Origin of the sequence: Aestuariibius sp. HNIBRBA575 (genome assembly GCF_040932005.1) — a bacterium.
Classification (GTDB): domain Bacteria; phylum Pseudomonadota; class Alphaproteobacteria; order Rhodobacterales; family Rhodobacteraceae; genus CANLNM01.
In genome coordinates this window covers 2,272,957-2,289,132 of record NZ_CP162414.1, presented here as the reverse complement: position 1 = coordinate 2,289,132, position 16,176 = coordinate 2,272,957, and the positions used below count along the sequence as shown (strand labels likewise).

At 55.0% G+C, this 16,176-nt stretch carries 18 protein-coding genes and 1 pseudogene; 12 read left to right on the top strand and 7 right to left on the bottom strand.

What is annotated here, in order from left to right; translation table 11 throughout:
* The first annotated feature begins 49 nt into the window (after window positions 1-49).
* The 3 genes and pseudogenes from AB1F12_RS11560 to AB1F12_RS11550 form a co-directional block, all read left to right on the top strand.
* Window positions 50-352, top strand: a complete 303-nt coding sequence (locus AB1F12_RS11560; RefSeq protein ID WP_368184495.1) for a DUF1330 domain-containing protein — start codon at window positions 50-52, stop codon at window positions 350-352.
* Window positions 353-1,996 (top strand): ABC transporter permease, encoded by a 1,644-nt coding sequence (locus AB1F12_RS11555; RefSeq protein ID WP_368184494.1) that lies wholly within the window; start codon window positions 353-355, stop codon window positions 1,994-1,996.
* Between the two features lie 43 nt (window positions 1,997-2,039).
* Window positions 2,040-2,888 (top strand): annotated as a pseudogene (locus AB1F12_RS11550) (ABC transporter permease); the annotation flags it as partial.
* A 63-nt stretch (window positions 2,889-2,951) separates the two neighbouring features.
* On the opposite strand, the gene AB1F12_RS11545 reads toward AB1F12_RS11550, so the two are convergent.
* Both AB1F12_RS11545 and AB1F12_RS11540 read right to left on the bottom strand, forming a co-directional pair.
* The gene (locus AB1F12_RS11545; RefSeq protein WP_368184493.1) at window positions 2,952-3,767 is read right to left on the bottom strand and encodes a lytic transglycosylase domain-containing protein; all 816 of its coding nucleotides are present in this window, start codon (window positions 3,765-3,767) and stop codon (window positions 2,952-2,954) included.
* A 68-nt stretch (window positions 3,768-3,835) separates the two neighbouring features.
* Window positions 3,836-4,651, bottom strand: a complete 816-nt coding sequence (locus AB1F12_RS11540) for a helix-turn-helix domain-containing protein (RefSeq protein WP_368184491.1) — start codon at window positions 4,649-4,651, stop codon at window positions 3,836-3,838.
* Window positions 4,652-4,744: 93 nt separating this feature from the next.
* Here AB1F12_RS11540 and AB1F12_RS11535 point away from each other — a divergent pair, with 93 nt between their 5' ends.
* Window positions 4,745-5,368 (top strand): glutathione S-transferase family protein, encoded by a 624-nt coding sequence (locus AB1F12_RS11535; RefSeq protein ID WP_368184489.1) that lies wholly within the window; start codon window positions 4,745-4,747, stop codon window positions 5,366-5,368.
* Here the strand turns inward: AB1F12_RS11535 and metG are convergent.
* Both metG and AB1F12_RS11525 read right to left on the bottom strand, forming a co-directional pair.
* Window positions 5,365-7,077 carry a methionine--tRNA ligase gene (gene metG / locus AB1F12_RS11530; protein ID WP_368184487.1) on the bottom strand — a complete coding sequence of 571 codons (1,713 nt, stop codon included), beginning with the start codon at window positions 7,075-7,077 and terminating at the stop codon, window positions 5,365-5,367. The two genes, AB1F12_RS11535 and metG, sit on opposite strands and share 4 nt — an antisense overlap.
* A gap of 76 nt (window positions 7,078-7,153) precedes the next feature.
* A complete protein-coding gene (locus tag AB1F12_RS11525) occupies window positions 7,154-8,395 on the bottom strand; it encodes an MFS transporter (protein WP_368184486.1) in 1,242 nt (413 codons plus the stop codon).
* A 132-nt stretch (window positions 8,396-8,527) separates the two neighbouring features.
* Between AB1F12_RS11525 and AB1F12_RS11520 the strand changes: the two genes are divergently transcribed.
* Genes AB1F12_RS11520 through AB1F12_RS11510 form a run of 3 tightly spaced genes read left to right on the top strand, consistent with a single transcriptional unit; the run spans window position 8,528 to window position 10,374 of the window.
* The gene (locus AB1F12_RS11520; protein WP_368184485.1) at window positions 8,528-9,571 is read left to right on the top strand and encodes an aldo/keto reductase; all 1,044 of its coding nucleotides are present in this window, start codon (window positions 8,528-8,530) and stop codon (window positions 9,569-9,571) included.
* Window positions 9,572-9,580: 9 nt separating this feature from the next.
* Complete coding sequence (locus tag AB1F12_RS11515; RefSeq protein ID WP_368184483.1) at window positions 9,581-10,066, top strand: lipocalin family protein; 486 nt, start codon at window positions 9,581-9,583, stop codon at window positions 10,064-10,066.
* The gene (locus AB1F12_RS11510) at window positions 10,063-10,374 is read left to right on the top strand and encodes a hypothetical protein (RefSeq protein WP_368184482.1); all 312 of its coding nucleotides are present in this window, start codon (window positions 10,063-10,065) and stop codon (window positions 10,372-10,374) included. Before AB1F12_RS11515 ends, AB1F12_RS11510 begins: the two co-directional genes overlap by 4 nt.
* Before the next feature lie 19 nt (window positions 10,375-10,393).
* On the opposite strand, the gene AB1F12_RS11505 is transcribed toward AB1F12_RS11510, so the two are convergent.
* A complete protein-coding gene (locus tag AB1F12_RS11505) occupies window positions 10,394-11,254 on the bottom strand; it encodes a helix-turn-helix domain-containing protein (protein WP_368184481.1) in 861 nt (286 codons plus the stop codon).
* Window positions 11,255-11,365: 111 nt separating this feature from the next.
* On the opposite strand from AB1F12_RS11505, the gene AB1F12_RS11500 reads away from it, so the two are divergent.
* Together AB1F12_RS11500 and AB1F12_RS11495 are read left to right on the top strand one after the other, a co-directional pair.
* Window positions 11,366-12,262, top strand: a complete 897-nt coding sequence (locus AB1F12_RS11500; RefSeq protein WP_368184479.1) for a fatty acid desaturase — start codon at window positions 11,366-11,368, stop codon at window positions 12,260-12,262.
* A gap of 19 nt (window positions 12,263-12,281) precedes the next feature.
* The gene (locus AB1F12_RS11495) at window positions 12,282-13,184 is read left to right on the top strand and encodes an EamA family transporter (RefSeq protein ID WP_368184477.1); all 903 of its coding nucleotides are present in this window, start codon (window positions 12,282-12,284) and stop codon (window positions 13,182-13,184) included.
* Between the two features lie 3 nt (window positions 13,185-13,187).
* Here the strand turns inward: AB1F12_RS11495 and AB1F12_RS11490 are convergent, their stop codons facing one another.
* Together AB1F12_RS11490 and AB1F12_RS11485 are read right to left on the bottom strand one after the other, a co-directional pair.
* Window positions 13,188-13,910 (bottom strand): NUDIX domain-containing protein, encoded by a 723-nt coding sequence (locus AB1F12_RS11490; RefSeq protein ID WP_368184476.1) that lies wholly within the window; start codon window positions 13,908-13,910, stop codon window positions 13,188-13,190.
* Window positions 13,907-14,320: a DUF983 domain-containing protein gene (locus tag AB1F12_RS11485; protein WP_368184474.1), complete on the bottom strand. Its 414-nt coding sequence runs from the start codon at window positions 14,318-14,320 to the stop codon at window positions 13,907-13,909. The genes AB1F12_RS11490 and AB1F12_RS11485 overlap by 4 nt, the downstream gene beginning before the upstream one ends.
* 232 nt (window positions 14,321-14,552) lie before the next feature.
* Here AB1F12_RS11485 and AB1F12_RS11480 point away from each other — a divergent pair, with 232 nt between their 5' ends.
* The 3 genes from AB1F12_RS11480 (at window position 14,553) to AB1F12_RS11470 (ending at window position 16,175) form a co-directional block, all read left to right on the top strand.
* The gene (locus AB1F12_RS11480) at window positions 14,553-15,056 is read left to right on the top strand and encodes an EF-hand domain-containing protein (RefSeq protein WP_368184473.1); all 504 of its coding nucleotides are present in this window, start codon (window positions 14,553-14,555) and stop codon (window positions 15,054-15,056) included.
* Window positions 15,057-15,154: 98 nt separating this feature from the next.
* Window positions 15,155-15,766 (top strand): RNA polymerase sigma factor, encoded by a 612-nt coding sequence (locus AB1F12_RS11475; protein WP_368184471.1) that lies wholly within the window; start codon window positions 15,155-15,157, stop codon window positions 15,764-15,766.
* Between the two features lie 52 nt (window positions 15,767-15,818).
* Window positions 15,819-16,175, top strand: a complete 357-nt coding sequence (locus AB1F12_RS11470) for a hypothetical protein (RefSeq protein WP_368184470.1) — start codon at window positions 15,819-15,821, stop codon at window positions 16,173-16,175.
* The last annotated feature ends 1 nt before the right edge of the window (window position 16,176 follow it).

The window sequence follows — 16,176 nt, the reverse complement described above, 5'->3', positions numbered from 1 at the left end:
GGATGGGCCCGTTGGGGCCTGTCCACCTCTATCAAAACCGGAGCACGACATGCCCCAAGGCAAGCCTAAGGGCTATATTATCGGCCATATCACCGTCACTGATCCCGAGGCGTACAAAGAATACGTTGAACGGGATACCCCGATTTTGCTGGGGTTGGGCGGGCGATTTATAGTGCGCGGCGGGACGTCTGACACCAAAGAAGGGTCGTTCAAACAGCGCTGTGTCGTGATCGAATTTCCGTCATATGAGGCCGCCCAAGCCGCCTATAATGACCCCGCATACCAAGACGTGATGACCATCCGCCATCGCACCGCCGAAAGCGATATCCTGATCGTGGAAGGGGCCCCTTAAATGAGCGACGCAACCCAAACTGATCCGGGCGCACCTGTTCTGGCTGCAGATGGCACGCCATTGCGCAAATCCCTGCACCGCGCGCTAAGGCGTCAGAAAATTCGCGCATTATTGCTGATTGCACCGCTGCTGATTTTTATCTGTGTGACGTTTATTTATCCGATTGGCGTGATGCTGTTTCGGTCCGTCGAAAATGATCTGGTTTCGGCGACATTCCCACGCACGGTGATTGCGCTGGACGATTGGGACTACGACGCAGGCGACGCCCCGAATGAGGACGTGTTCACCGCCCTGTTGCTGGACATGAACGTCGCGGTTGAGTTGAAAAACCACACGCGTGTTGCCGGTCGGTTGAATTATGAATTGCCCGGTATTTCGTCCCTGTTCCGTCGGTCTGGCCGCAAGGTTGACGATATCGGCGAAGAGTTTACCGATCAGTTTGTCGCTCTTGATGCCGCCTGGGAAGCGCCAGAAACTTGGGTGGCTTTGATGGCGGACCCTGACTGGATTTCGGCGCAGTCAGACTGGTCCGCTGCAGGGGGCGACACGCCGGAACCTGCCTTTGTGATCAACGCAGATGTCGAAGCGCAATTGCCGCAAACCGCGGATGCCTATGCGTCTTTTGCCCGCATTATCCAGTCCGAAGACAACGATAGCCCCACCCAAGAAGAGCCTTGGCATGTGGTTTATCTGTCTCTTTATCAGGATCTTAGTGCGGGTGCGGACCTGACGGGCCTGCCGATGGGCAACCTGATTGGCGCCGCCGCCATTGCCGCCCGCAATTTCGAAGATCCCGGCGTCAGGGATGCGTTTTATGACATCGAAGACGGTTGGTCCGACCCCGAAGTTTGGGGCACAATCAAAGCGTTTTCATCGCCCTATACGGCGGGTTATTTCCTGGCGGCCATCGACTATGAGCTGAACCCAAACGGGGCGCAATCCGTTGATGATGATGAAAAAATCTATCTAAAGCTGTTTAAGCGCACGATGATTATGTCCATGGTCATCACGTTCAGCTGCATCCTGTTGGGCTATCCTGTGGCATGGCTGCTGGCCAATCTGCCAATGCGGACATCGTCCCTGTTGATGATCCTTGTATTGCTGCCGTTTTGGACATCCCTGCTGGTGCGCACCTCTGCTTGGAAGGTGCTGCTGCAAGACCAAGGCGTGATCAACGACATTCTGGTCTGGATTGGGATTGTGGCGGATGACAATCGTCTGGCGCTGATCAACAACGCCACAGGGACCATCATTGCGATGACACATATCCTGCTGCCGTTCATGATCTTGCCGCTCTATTCGGTGATGAAAACCATCCCCATTACCTATCTGCGGGCGGCCAAATCGCTGGGCGCAACCGACTGGACCGCGTTCTGGCGGGTCTATTTCCCGCAATCGGTGCCGGGCATCGGCGCGGGCTCGATCCTCGTGTTTATTCTGGCGATTGGCTATTACATCACGCCAGAAATCGTCGGCGGCACCAAAGGTGTGTTCATTTCCAACCGGATCGCGTTCCACATTTCCACCTCTCTCAACTGGGGGCTGGCAGCCGCACTTGGGGCCATTTTGCTGGCGCTCGTGCTGGCGCTTTACTGGCTCTATGACCGGATGGTGGGCATCGACAACGTAAAGCTAGGAGGCTGATATGTCACAAGGATTACCGCCATATGCCTCAACGCTACAACGGATTTGGTATTATTCATTTCGCTTAATTTGCGGGCTGATCTTCTTCTTTTTGATCGCGCCAATTGCCGTTGTGATCCCGCTCAGCTTTAACGCGGAAAACTTCTTTACGTTTACGCCGGAAATGCTGCGCCTTGACCCGGACGGCTATTCATTGCGCCATTATCAGGCGTTCTTTGCCAGCGAAGATTGGACTCGTGCGTTCGCCAATTCCCTGATCATCGCGCCGTTTGCGACGATCATTTCGGTCAGCTTGGGCACTTTGGCGGCCATCGGCCTTAGCCAGAGCTTTGTGCCGTTTCGCCGTTTGATCATGGCGTTGCTCATCTCTCCGATGATTGTGCCGCTGATCATTTCGGCGACCGGCATGTTCTTTTTCTACACCAAAATGGGCCTCTGGATGGAGGATGTCTTTGGATTTTCCCAAGACGTCACTGGCTATATCAAGGTCATTCTGGCCCATGCCGCATTGGGCATTCCGTTTGTAATCATCACCGTCACCGCCACGTTGGTTGGGTTTGACCAATCCCTGACGCGGGCGGCCGCCAATATGGGCGCGGGGTCTGTGACCACGTTTTTCCGCGTGCAAATGCCGCTGATCCTGCCGGGCGTGATTTCTGGCGGATTGTTCGCCTTTATCACATCCTTTGACGAAGTGGTGGTGGTGCTGTTTGTAGGATCGGCCAAGCAACAAACCCTGCCATGGCAGATGTTTACCGGCCTGCGCGAACAGATCAGCCCGGTCATTCTGGCAGTGGCCACGATCCTAGTGGCGTTCTCGATCCTGATGCTGCTCACGCTTGAATTGCTGCGGCGACGATCCGAACGCCTGCGCGGCATGAGCCCCTCTTAAAACAAAGGCCCCCAAGTGATTTGGGGGCCTTTTTAACATGAAAACGCGCGGCAAAGCCGGTGTTTAGCCGTCGATGCGTTGGGCAGATAATGCGATTGCCTGTTGGTAAACGGTCGCTGCATTCCATTCATTTAATACGCGGAAATTGTGGCTGCCCTCTTGGTAACCTTCGCCGGGCCGCCAGCCTTTTTCGCGCAAATAATTTGCTGTCGACGCAAGGCTATCTGACAAAGAATAAAGATCAACCCGACCGTTATTATCCGCGTCCACCCCATAGCGCAGCGCGTTGCCCGGCAGGAATTGCGTATGGCCCAACTCACCATGGGCTGCGCCGCGTTGATTGGCCGTCAACATGCCACGATCCACCATGGTCAGCGCCGCTAACGCATGGGGCGTAAAGAATTCAGACCGGCGGCAATCATAGGCCACGGTGGTGATGCTATCGATGACCGGCGTGTTGCCCATATTGCGGCCAAATCCGGTTTCCATGCCATGAATGGCCAGCAAAATCCCAGCCGGCACGCCAAAACGTTGCTCTAATCCGGCATAAAAATCCGGGTATTTTGCCTTTTCCCGGCGTGATTGTGCGGCAAAACTGTCCAAACTGCCCAACCGGATGCGGATAAAATCGTTCAATGCATACCGCACGCCCCGTTGGTTGCGATCTGCGTTGATTGTGGATTGCGAATATTGCGCACCCGCCAAGGCCTGAAGCCCGGCATTGCCAACACCCGCGCGCTGCGCTTCGGCGGCAAATTGTTGTTTCCAAGTGTTAAATCCAGAACTGTCATTGCCACAGGTTGCAGCCATTGCCGTGCTCGCCGATAGGGCAAACAAAGCAGCGGAGAAGATGGATTGGCGTGGGGAAAGGCGGGGCATATGTGACCTCAAAATCAGAATGAACCATAAATCGAAGAAAGGTTAACATGGGTTTGCAGAGAGGCCAATTAACGATTGCGCCGCAGATAAACCCCCGGCGCGGCCCCCGTCATCGCCTTAAATCGGTTGGAAAAATGTGCCTGATCCGTGAACCCCAAACGTGCGGCCAAATCTGCCAGATCCACGTTTGCGCCTTCTTCTAATGCGTCCAATGCATCATGCATGCGGAACCGATCGATGACCCATTTTGGCGACAGCCCCAAATGGGTTGCAAACAGCCGCTGTAATTGGCGCTCTGACAGGTCTGAGGCCTGTTCCAGATCGGTCATACGCCATAAATCAGGGCTCATTTGCACCCGTTTAATCAGGGATTGCACGTTTTGCGCAGCTTGTGACAATGGGCGTGCAACGGCATTTAGGACCCTTAGGATTTCAGAAATTGTGGGGATGTCTGGTCTTGTCGTTGCGCTGATTTCAGGCAGTTTTTCAACGGTTTGCGCAGAAAAAACCTGTTCGATGGGAATGGAGCTATCAACCAATTGTCGTGGATCCGTATCCGTAAACGCAGATTGCGCCGCTGGGGGCAGGCGCAGGCCCAGAACCACACCATGCCCACTGACATCATAGTCGAAACGTTTGGACGAACAGCCATGCAATGCCGCGCCACGATTGGTGTCAAAAACGATGTGGCAGGACGGAAAGGGAAGCGTTTGTTGGGGATGGATCACGCCGTCAGGTAGATCCCAACCCACCCGCCAGACATGGTCCAACCATGGGATATCATCGGGATTTTGCGGCCCGAACTGATCAATGGTGATGTGCTGCAAACTATTGGTGCGGTTCATTAATCCGCTAGCGTGCAGCGATTTATGTTCAATCAGCATACCAAACCCCTCGGCAGTCCCGATGGCGGTTTTTTACAAGACCGAGCAACAAAGACGCGGCAGAATATCGGGAATGAACACAGGATTACACGCATGTTAAAACTCTATCATTCTGCGCAAAGTCGTTCGAGCCGAATTGTTTGGCTGATCGATGAACTGGGGGCGGGCGATCACGTCGAAATCGTTCCGGTCACAATTATCCGCAGTCAGGGCCCGTCGGGGATTGATCCGCAAAACCCACATCCAGATGGCAAAGTTCCCGCCCTTGAACATAACGGGGTGGTCATCACAGAAAGCGGCGCGATCACCCAATATCTAACGGATATGTTTCCTGCCAATGGGTTAGCGCCTGTGGCTGGGGATGCAGATCGTGGGACCTATCTGTCATGGCTGCATTATTACGGCGGTGTGATTGAACCAGTTCTGGCAGCTAAAATCGCCGAAATGGATGGCAGCCCGATTTTCCAGAGCTTTTTCCGTGGCTTTGCTGAGATGTCGGAACGATTGGCAATCCCGCTGCGCCGCGGCCCCTATTTGATGGGGGATGATTTCAGCGCGGCGGATATTTTGATCGCATCGCCATTTGTGTGGTTCCGATCGCTGCTGCCTGAGGACCCGTTGATCCATGACTGGGTTGACCGATGCGCCGCACGGCCCGGGTTTGCGCAGATGACGGAATATGACGCCACCCTCATGGATCAACCAAACAAAGCTTAGTCGCGGGTGCCGGCAAATTTGGTTTGCCAGTCTTCGCGCTGTTCATCGGTGATTTTGTCAAACAGATTACCGGGCACGCTAAAGGCGTGGCCGCCGGGCAGGGCCGACAGGGCCGCGGTCACGTCGTCGGGCCAAGCGGTGTCCAACGTGTTCATCGCCGACAACAATTTACCCGTTGAGTCAGGGATGAACGGCGCGGACAGCACGGCATAAAGCCGGATTAGGTTCAGGGCCATGCGGATTTGCACTGCGGCCAAATCTGGGTCGGTTTTAAACGTGGACCAAGGCGCGGCGTTTTGCAGATATTCGTTGCCCGCCACCCAAATTGCGCGCAATTCACCGGCAGATTTGCGGACATCCATGGCATCCATATGGGTTTCATAAGCGCGGATTTTTGTGGTCAAATCGGCGATCAACGCGTTTTCGGCGTCACCATAGTCACCTGCGCTTGGGACTTCTTCGCCGAACTTGGAGCGGCAGAATTTGGTGACGCGGCTGACGAAATTGCCCAGCACGTCGGCCAAATCTTTGTTCACGCCTGCCTGGAAATTTTCCCAAGTGAATTCGCTGTCACTGCTTTCTGGCGCGTGGGATAGCAACCACCAGCGCCAGTAATCGGCAGGCAGGATTTCTAACGCCTGATCCATGAAAACACCGCGCCCGCGCGATGTGCTGAACTGGCCGCCATCATAGTTCAAGTAGTTGAAAGATTTGATATAATCGACCAGTTTCCAATCTTCGTCGGCGCCGAAGATGGTCGCTGGGAATGATAGGGTGTGGAACGGCACGTTATCTTTGCCCATAAACTGGGTATAGGTCACATCATCCGCGCCTTTGTCGGTGCGCCACCAACGTTCCCAATCATCCCCTTTGCCTGAATCGACCCATTCCTGGGCGGCGGCGATATATTCGATGGGGGCGTCAAACCACACATAGAACACTTTGCCTTCCATGCCGGGCCAGTCCGCATCACCGCGTTTGACCGGGATGCCCCAGTCCAGATCACGGGTGATGCCACGATCCTGCAGGCCATCCCCGTCGTTCAGCCATTTTTTGGCGATGGATGTGGTCAGAATCGGCCAGTCAGATTTGCTGTCGATCCATGTGGCCAGCTTGTCCTTTAGTTGGGACTGGCACAGATACAGATGCTTGGTTTCGCGTTCTTCCAGATCTTTGGACCCGGAAATGGTCGAATAAGGTTCGATCAGATCGGTTGGGTCCAACTGCTTGGTGCAATTGTCACATTGATCACCACGCGCAGAGTCAAACCCGCAATTGGGGCAGGTGCCTTCGATATAGCGATCCGGTAGAAACCGGCCATCAGCGGGGGAATACATCTGTGTTTCAGTGACTTCGCGGATCAGACCCTGTTCGAACAGACGTCCGGCAAAATGCTGGGTCAGTTTGTGGTTCTGCGCAGATGAAGACCGGCCAAAGTGATCAAAAGACAGACGAAACCCATCGGCGATTTTGGCCTGAACATCGTGCATTTCGGCGCAATATTCTGCGACGGGTTTGCCTGCCTTGGTGGCCGCCAATTCAGCCGGTGTGCCGTGTTCATCGGTGGCACATAGGAACATCACTTCGTCACCGCGACCCCGGCGATAACGCGCAAACAAATCCGCAGGCAGTTGTGACCCAACCAGATTGCCCAAGTGTTTGATCCCGTTGATATACGGAATTGCCGATGTGATCAGGTGACGTGCCATGATGTGCTTCCTCTTCGCTTGGGTCGCGTTTATCGCAGGAATGGGGCCAAGGCCAGTGGGCAATGTCGCAAAGGGATCAGTCGGATTTTCCGGGTTTCGGATCCCGGAACCGCGCCATCAAACGCCCTACCTGAAATGAGGTGCGCGGCGCATAAACATAGTTGGTTTTGTCCGCAGGTGTATCGCGCACGCGCATCCGCAACAGGCCAAACAGGATCAACACCAAATGCCCCATGGCGATGAATACAAACAGGGCTGAGGGGCCAAATATATCGATCAAGGCCGAGGTCGTATAAGGGGCGGCGATTGCTCCGATGGCGTAGAAAAACATCAACGCGGCTGACAGTTCCACACGTTCTTCGTTGCTGGCAAAATCATTGGCATGGGCGGCGGATATCGAAAAGATCGGAAACGCCGTCAGCCCAAACAATGCCGCCGTCATCATGATGGCCGTTGTGCCACCACCCGACATCATGATCGTGATGCTGCAGGATGCAATCGCGGCTACTGAAAACCAGATCATGACCCAGCGACGGTCATATTTGTCCGCCAGCCATCCAGCGGGCAATTGTGCAAATGCGCCCCCCGCCACAAACGAGGCCAGAAAATACCCGATCTGGTCCGCGCTCAGGCCGACCTCTTGGCCATAGACCGGGCCGACCATGCGAAACGAGGCAGCCGATAGCGCGGCAACCACCACACCCAAGGCCGCCAATGGCGACCGATTCAGCGCAAGCGATGGGCGCAGACGCGGAGCAGAGGGCAATTCGGGTTGTTTGAGTCGGGTTAACGTCAGTGGCAACAAGGCCGCACAAGCCAACAATGTCAGTGTGTTATAGGCCAGATAGGTTTCCAGATCAGCCAAGGCACCGATCATCAACTGCGCCACCATGGATGCGCCCATATCAACGGACCGGTATGTGCCCATGGTGCGTCCGCGGGTTTCATTGCTGATTTTGGCGTTCAGCCAGGCTTCGATAACGGTATAACATCCCGCAACACAAAGCCCTGACGCAATCCGCAAAACCGCCCAAAAATAGGGGTGCTGCGAAAACGTGTGCCCCAACATCCCAATTGCGCCCAAAGCGGTCAAAACTGCAAAGGCGCGCGAATGTCCCACATGGCCCATCAATCGGGGCGCCCACCAGCATCCCACAAAAAAGCCAAGGAAATGCGCGGATCCCAACAGGCCCACCTCCTGGCGGGAAAATCCCGCTGCCAAACCTGTCAACGCATCCAATGGCCCAACGCCGCCCGACGACAGTTGCAATAACGCGACAGACATAAACAGGGCGGCAAAGGAAATCAGGGTACGCATATTTGCAACCTGTGCGGTTTTGCACGGCGCGTCCATTTAAAAATCGTCATGCCCTGTCGCTAAACGTCTCTTGTCCTTGCTGGCACAGAAGTTAAGTTTACCTTAACAGCAAGTTTCCCGAAAGGTTTTGAAATGCACATGATCCCGCTTGGACGGACTGATATTATGGTGTCCGATCAGTGCCTTGGCACAATGACATTCCCGACACACACACCTGAATCTGATGCTCATGCCCAAATGGATATGGCACTGGCGGCGGGGATAAATTTTATTGATACTGCTGAAATGTATCCCGTCATGCCGATTAATGCGGAAACCTGTGGCATGTCTGAACAAGTAATCGGCAATTGGCTCGCGGCAAATGGGCGGCGTCAGGATTGGGTGATTGCCACCAAAATCACCGGGCCCAATGGCGGGTTTATGCGCGATGGCAAAGGCTATACCGGGGCGCTGATCCGCGAGGCCGTGGATGCCTCTTTGGCGCGCCTAAAAACCGATTACATCGATCTTTATCAACTGCATTGGCCTGTGCGCGGGTCCTATATGTTCCGCCAGAACTGGAATTATGACCCGTCTGGCCAAAACAAGGCCGATACCCATGCCCATATGCTGGATGTGCTGGGGGCCATGGATGATCTGATCAAAGAAGGCAAAGTGCGTGCCTTTGGCCTATCCAACGAAAGCTGTTGGGGCACGTCGCAATGGCTGCAATTATCCGAACAGCACAATCTGCCGCGTGTAGCGTCGATACAGAATGAATATTCGCTGATGTGCCGGCTTTATGATACGGATTTGGCGGAATTGGCCGTCAACGAAGACGTGACGCTGTTGTCGTTTTCGCCTCTGGCAACCGGGTTTTTAACCGGCAAATATCGCGACGGCGCGATCCCAGAGGGCAGCCGCATGACCCACGGCCAGGAAATCGGTGGGCGCAACACGCCTCGCGCCCATATCGCGGCGGCGGCTTATGTCGATGTTGCGCTGAAACATGGGTTGGATCCGGTGCATATGGCCATGGCATGGCAACGCACCCGGCCTTTCCCGATCTCGGCGATTTTTGGGGCAACCAAACTGGCACAGCTGGAACATCTACTGGCTGGTGATGATCTGCGCCTTAGCCAAGACGTTCTGGCAGACATCAGCAAAGCCCATCGCGCCAACCCGATGCCATACTAAGGATCCCCTGTGAAGTATCTGGTTTTCATCGGTTTATTGGCGGGTTGCGCGGCAGAGCCTGCTTTGATCTCTGCCCCGATTCCCTACCGCAACCCCACTCAGCCGGTTGCCTCAAAGGCGTTGTTCGACTTTGACCGGGCGCAGGGCGATTGGCATGTGATGGCCGAATTTCCAGATGGGGTGTGTGTCGCAACGCAGGTTCAGATCAGCGCCACATTGTTTACACGGCACTGCGCGGATGGAACCCTGATCGGTGGTGGCATAACCCAGATCGGCCCCGGACGATTGCGGATCGGGGCCCAAGGATCAGAGCAATATTGGGTTTTATGGACCGATGACAGCTATCGCACCATGGTTTTGGCCGACCCAAATGGGCGGTTGGGCTGGATATTAAACCGAGACTCGCAAATTTCAGCCGATCGGATGCAAGCAGCACGTGAAATTCTGGATTTCAACGGGTATGATGTCAGCCGACTCGTGGAGGTAAGCCAATGAAACGTTTGGTATTGTGTTCTGTTTTTGCGCTAAGCGGCTGCTTAGAAGTGCCTGCAGGCGGAGGTGGTTTGGGCGGAAGCTCTGGTGGCGGGGGCGCATCTGGCGGCTTTCGCGAATACCTTGTGCTTGGGTCATCCATGAGCTTTGAATCCTGCCGCGCGCGGGGGGGATTGATCATTCGTGACCAAGGCAGCCCGATGGTGGCTTGTGATCCTCGTGTGTTGGGGACACCAGCTTCGCCGGATGAATTCAACCATCCCGGATCACCCGTCCCCCAAGTGGCCGCAGAACCAACGCCAGAAACCTAACCCTTTCTAACAGGGCAGGTTACCCGATCTGGGCTTTGTATTTCGCCAAGGTTTGACCAAATTCGCGGGGCGACAAATCGGCCTCGCGGACCAATTGGTCAAAATGCCGGGTCATGGCACGTACCCGTTCTGTGTCGCGAAACGCCAGATAATTGGACCCCAGATAGATCACCGCCAACAACGGCCCAAAGATCGTGACGGGCGCAGAATATATGCGGCGCGCATCAAACAGAAACACCCGCAACGACGGATAAAGCTGGGCATGCAGCTGTGCGATGTAATCTAGCTGTTCTTTGCGCATCTGCTGTGGGACCTCGCTATAATAGCCCTCTCCACGTGCAAAAGACTGCAATTCATGTAGCGGCAATGCGATTTCGTAATCCGATGTGGCCTGACGCATCCAATCCAGTTTGTCACGCGACGCCCCAATCGCCTGATCTGCGGTGCGTCCCAAAGAAGGCGCATATTCCCAATGCAACATGGCATTTGTTTTTAGCATATCCGGTAGGCCAGCAGGCACATGGCGGATTTTGTATCCTTCCGCCTCTTGGTGCCAGGCAAAAATCTGTTCATCCACCAAGGCGCGGGGCGCGCGCGTCATCGACATAGACAAGGCGGCGATATCCGCGGCGCGTTCAGGGCGATCTGACAGGCCCAGCAACCAATCCGCCGACACGCCCAAAACACCCGCGCAGGCGCCAACCACTTGGGCATTTGGCAATCGCGCGGTGTCAGCGGCCAGCAATTGCGAAATCGTCGATCGATCCACACCCACTTTGCGGGCCAGTTCTGTGCGATTTTGACCGGACTCAGCGAGGGCAGCGGTCAATCTGTCGCGAAACAGCGCAGCGCGTGCCCGTTTGTCGATTGAATGCGGCATGTGCTGGATTTCCTAAACAATGGGGATTTTCTGTTGCCTACATACAGGATGCCCCAGCCTTCACGCAAATGTTACAACCACCTTGCCCATCAAGTGGCGTCAAGGAACAGTATGAATACGAAAAAAACGCGGGTTGAATGGCCCACGCTATGGCTGATTGTGGCCTGCTATCTGGTTTGGATCATTGGCATTTTTGCGATTCCATTGGTGTCGATCCCACTGGCCATCCTGATCACGGCCACATCGATTGCCCTGCATTCATCCTTGCAACACGAAGTCATCCATGGACATCCATTTGCATCGCAGCGGGTAAATGCAGCCCTGATTTTGTCGCCGCTGACGCTGCTTATTCCCTATGCGCGGTTTCGCGATTCCCATTTGGCGCATCACCGGGATTCCATGCTCACCGATCCCTATGATGATCCGGAATCCAATTACATGGACCCGGCCGTTTGGGCGACATTACCCGGTTTCGTTCAGCTTTTGCTGCGGGTTAACAATACGCTTGCCGGGCGAATGGTGGTTGGCCCTTTGATCGGTCAGATGTGTTTTATGTTGGCCGATTGGCGGGCGATCCGGGCTGGAGATCGTGTGGTTTTACGCGGCTGGCTCTGGCATATTCCTGCGACACTGGTTGTGGTGCTTGTGATCACATCGTCGGCATTGTCGATATGGGCCTATTTTTGTGCGGCTTATCTGGGGTTGTCGCTGCTTAAAATTCGCACATTTTTGGAACACCAAGCCCATGAAAAATCGCGCGCCAGAACGGTGATCATTCAGGATCGTGGACCGTTAGCCTTTCTGTTTTTGAACAATAACTTACACGTCGTTCATCACATGCATCCGCGGATGCCCTGGTATCAGTTGCCCGATGCATTTGATCGCAATCCGAACCGATATTTGCGCATCAACGAACACTATAGCTATGCCACCTACGCCGAAATTTTTAGGCGCCATTTGTTTCGGGCCAAGGACCCGGTGCCACATCCGCTCTGGCCTCGGGGGTAAAACTGGGCGATAGGACAGGATGGATATCTGGATTCCCGTCACTCTGTTGGCCGCTTTTGCGCAAACCCTGCGGTTTATGTTGCAAAAACATTTGAAATCAACCCAGCTGAGCACGGGGGGCGCGACCTTTGCCCGGTTCATCTATTCAGCGCCGTTGGTTGCTATTTTGGTGTTTGGCTATGCGTCGTTTAGCGACCAAACCATGCCTCAGATCCCCGGCGGATTTTGGCCCTATGCCATTGCTGGGGGCATCAGCCAGATTTTGGCGACGATGTGCGTTGTCGCTTTGTTTTCGCATCGTAATTTTGCCGTTGGGATCACCTTCAAAAAGACCGAAGTGCTGCTGTCTGTTCTGGTGAGCATTGTGGTTCTAGGCGAAGGGGTCAGCACGCTGGGATTGGTGGCCATTCTGATCGGGCTGGTCGGGGTGCTGTTGCTGTCAGACCCGCCCAATGCGACCGGTCCATGGCGACATCGCATATTCAACCGGGCCAGCGGTTTGGGCCTGACATCTGGCGTGTTTTTTGGCATTTCCGGGGTAGGATATCGCGGTGCATCGCTGTCATTGGAAACGGGGGATGTGTTTTTGCGCGCCTTGACCACGTTGGCCTGTGTCACGGCGTTTCAGACCTTGATTTTGGGTGCCTACCTGATTTGGCGCGAACGCGGAGAGGTGATCCGCGTGCTCAGGGCATGGCGGGTGGCCGCGCTGGTTGGGATCACGTCCATGGCCGGATCGATCTGCTGGTTCACGGCGTTCACGTTGCAAAAAGTGGGCTATGTAAATGCCGTGGGACAGGTCGAGTTGCTGCTTTCGTTGATGGCTACCGTGCTGTTTTTCAAAGAAAAAGTGTCGATGCGTGAATTGGCAGGCGTCGGATTCCTGACATTGTCCATTCTGGCATTGATCGTGTTTGCCTAAGGGTTATTTCGCCAACGGACTGATCCCATCCAAACGCGAAATGAGATGCGCCTCGTCGTCATTGCGAAAAAAGGGCACGGATTTTGGAGGCGTGTGGTCATGGGCACGCGCGGCAATTTCCGCCAAAACCACCTGCGTGATAAACGGCAAATCCAACGCGCGGGCCTCTGACAACAGCACCCAGTGAAGATGGCTTAGCTCATCTTCGGCCCCTTCAAAATCATCAGGGTCCGTGGCCAGATCGTCTGCATCCGCCAAAAAGAACCGCGCATCAAACCGGCGGGGGCGCCCCGTGGGGGTGACCGCACGAAACACAAATTGCAGGGGGGCTGCATCGGGGCGATAGCCGGCGGCGGCAAATCCGGCCCAATCCTGCGGCGCATCCGACCAATGTGTCGTCTCATCCGTAGGCTGCCCCAGAATTTGACCGGTCTCTTCCCACAATTCGCGAATGGCAGCCACGGCCAGTGTTTCTGCGGATAGATCGCTTTCTTCGTTCAGACGTGCCTGACAAAGATCGGGCAGGGATCGCGCCAGCGGGATCTGTGCATCCCCCGCATCGACCGCCCCGCCGGGAAACACATATTTGTTGGGCATAAAGGCGGCTTTGGCGCCTCGTTGTCCCATTAAAACCTTGGGGGCGGTGGCACGGTCGCGCAACAATAGGATCGTTGCCGCATTCCGGATCGCTGTTTTATCCACCACGGGCCCAGTTTTTGTCGTCATGATTTGTCGCCAAATCCATGCATCCGACGCGACCATTGGATCGCGACAACCACCCCTTTGAGCCGTGGCAACAGGTACAAAGACAGCCCCACACACCCAATAGTAAAGATTGTGGCCATCACCATCGGATCGGGACGAAAATTGTTCCAAACCACATGGATCAAAACCGCCAACAGGTGGCCTACCACCAGAATGGTCAGATAGGCTGGACCGTCATCTGCCCGCTGATGGTGCAACTCTTGGCGGCACACAGTGCATTCATCGGCAACCTTTAGGTAGCCGTCAAACATCGCGCCTTGTCCGCAATTTGGACAACGACGGCGAAATCCGCGCCACATTGCAGGTTTCATAGGGCGATCGTCAACAACCACACCAGCCTGCACATCGTTATTTGTGTCTTGGCTTGTCATTTCAATTCTCTCTCTCATTATTAGGTTCTGACATGTCTGTGCGAACAGTCAAATAAAACCCCCACATTGCCGCCGCGTCGGGATGTCGCGCATGGGTTTTGGGGTTTGGGGCAAACTTTTTTAAAAATCTGCGACGGAACCTTGCCTGGGCTGCGTTCTAGGTATGTCTTCGGCAGTTGAGGGCCGCGGGCAAACTAAATGAACAACAGACTAAACCTTGAGAGGATACCAAATGAAAACTCAGATTTTGATCGCTGCCCTGATTGCAGGTCTTGGTGTGACAGCGGCCGAAGCCCGTCCCGGTGGCATGGGCGGAATGGGTGACCAAAACCGCCCAACATTTGAAGAGTTGGACACAGATGCAAACGGCACCCTGAGCCAAGAAGAGCTGCAAGCCCCTATGTTGGAGCGGTTCTCCGCTGCGGATACAGATGGGGATGGCGCATTGAGCGCAGAAGAAATGTTGGCCGCCGCGCAATCCCAGAACCAGTCCCGCATAGAGCGACGCATTGAACGTATGGTCAGCCGGATGGATGCCAACGAAGATGGCGTGCTGCAGATGGATGAAATGGGACAAAGCGAACGCAGAGGGTCAGGTTTCGCACGTATGGATGCGAACGAAGACGGTGTAATCAGCGCCGAAGAATTTGAATCCGCCAAAGAGGGCCGCCATGGCCGTCACGATGGTGGGCGTCACGATGGCGGGCGTCATGGTGAAGGCCGCGATCGCGGCTAACATCAAAGCCGAAGGAAAGGGACCATTTCGTTCCCAGTCCCTTTCCTTCACTCTTTCGGCTGATTGCTCAAATGTTTGATAGGCGCTACGACACATACATGGCTTCTGGCGGTGATATACAATCTTCAAACGCTGCGGCCGGCACCCCGGATCCGCGCGATGATGGTGCGCTGTTACTGGCCTATGCGGCTGGCGATTTGTCGGCGGCACGGATTTTGACGGCGCGTTTGGCACCCCGTGCATTGGCACAGGCGACGCGGCTGCTCAAAAATTCAACCGCCGCCGAAGATGTGGTGCAAGAGGCCATGATCAGGTTGTGGAAAATCGCCCCTGATTGGCGTCTCAATGAGGCACAAGTGTCGACTTGGCTGTACCGGGTGATTGCAAATCTGTGCACGGATCAATTGCGCAAACGCCGTGGGGTTGGGCTGGATGATATCGCGGAACCCACGGATCCGACGCCATCAGCGCCTGAACAAATCCAGCGTAAAACCCGGTTTGCCGCGTTAAAAACCGCGCTGGGACAATTGCCCGACCGTCAGGCCCAAGCGGTTTCATTGCGTCATTTAGAGGGGCTCGGTAACCCTGAAATTGCCGAAATTATGGACATTTCACCGCGCGCAGTCGAAAGTTTGACCGCACGGGGGAAACGCGCCCTGGCCGGATTACTGGCCGGACGCAAAGCAGAACTGGGGTTCGAAGATGATTGACCCAAAAGATTTTAACCCCGACACAGCGGGCCCAAAAAAGATCGGAGCAAAAATGGCACAGACACATGATGACGATGCTGATCTTGCGATGGTGGACACCCTGTTTGCTGAATTGCGCGGCGACGATCCAGACGTTTCGGATGCATTAATGGCGCGGATTATTTCTGATGCGGCCAATCATATGCCCCGACCGGATGCTGCTGCCCCGCAATTGGGACTGTGGGGGACCATGCTGGCGGCCATTGGTGGCTGGACATCGTTGGGCGGATTGACCACAGCCTGCGCGATTGGCCTGTGGTTTGGCATCGCACCACCAGAATCGGTTGAAACCTGGATGACGGGGATCACCGGGGATGCGACAACAATTTCGCTTTATCCGGAAAGCACATTATTGGGATTGGAGGGCTGAA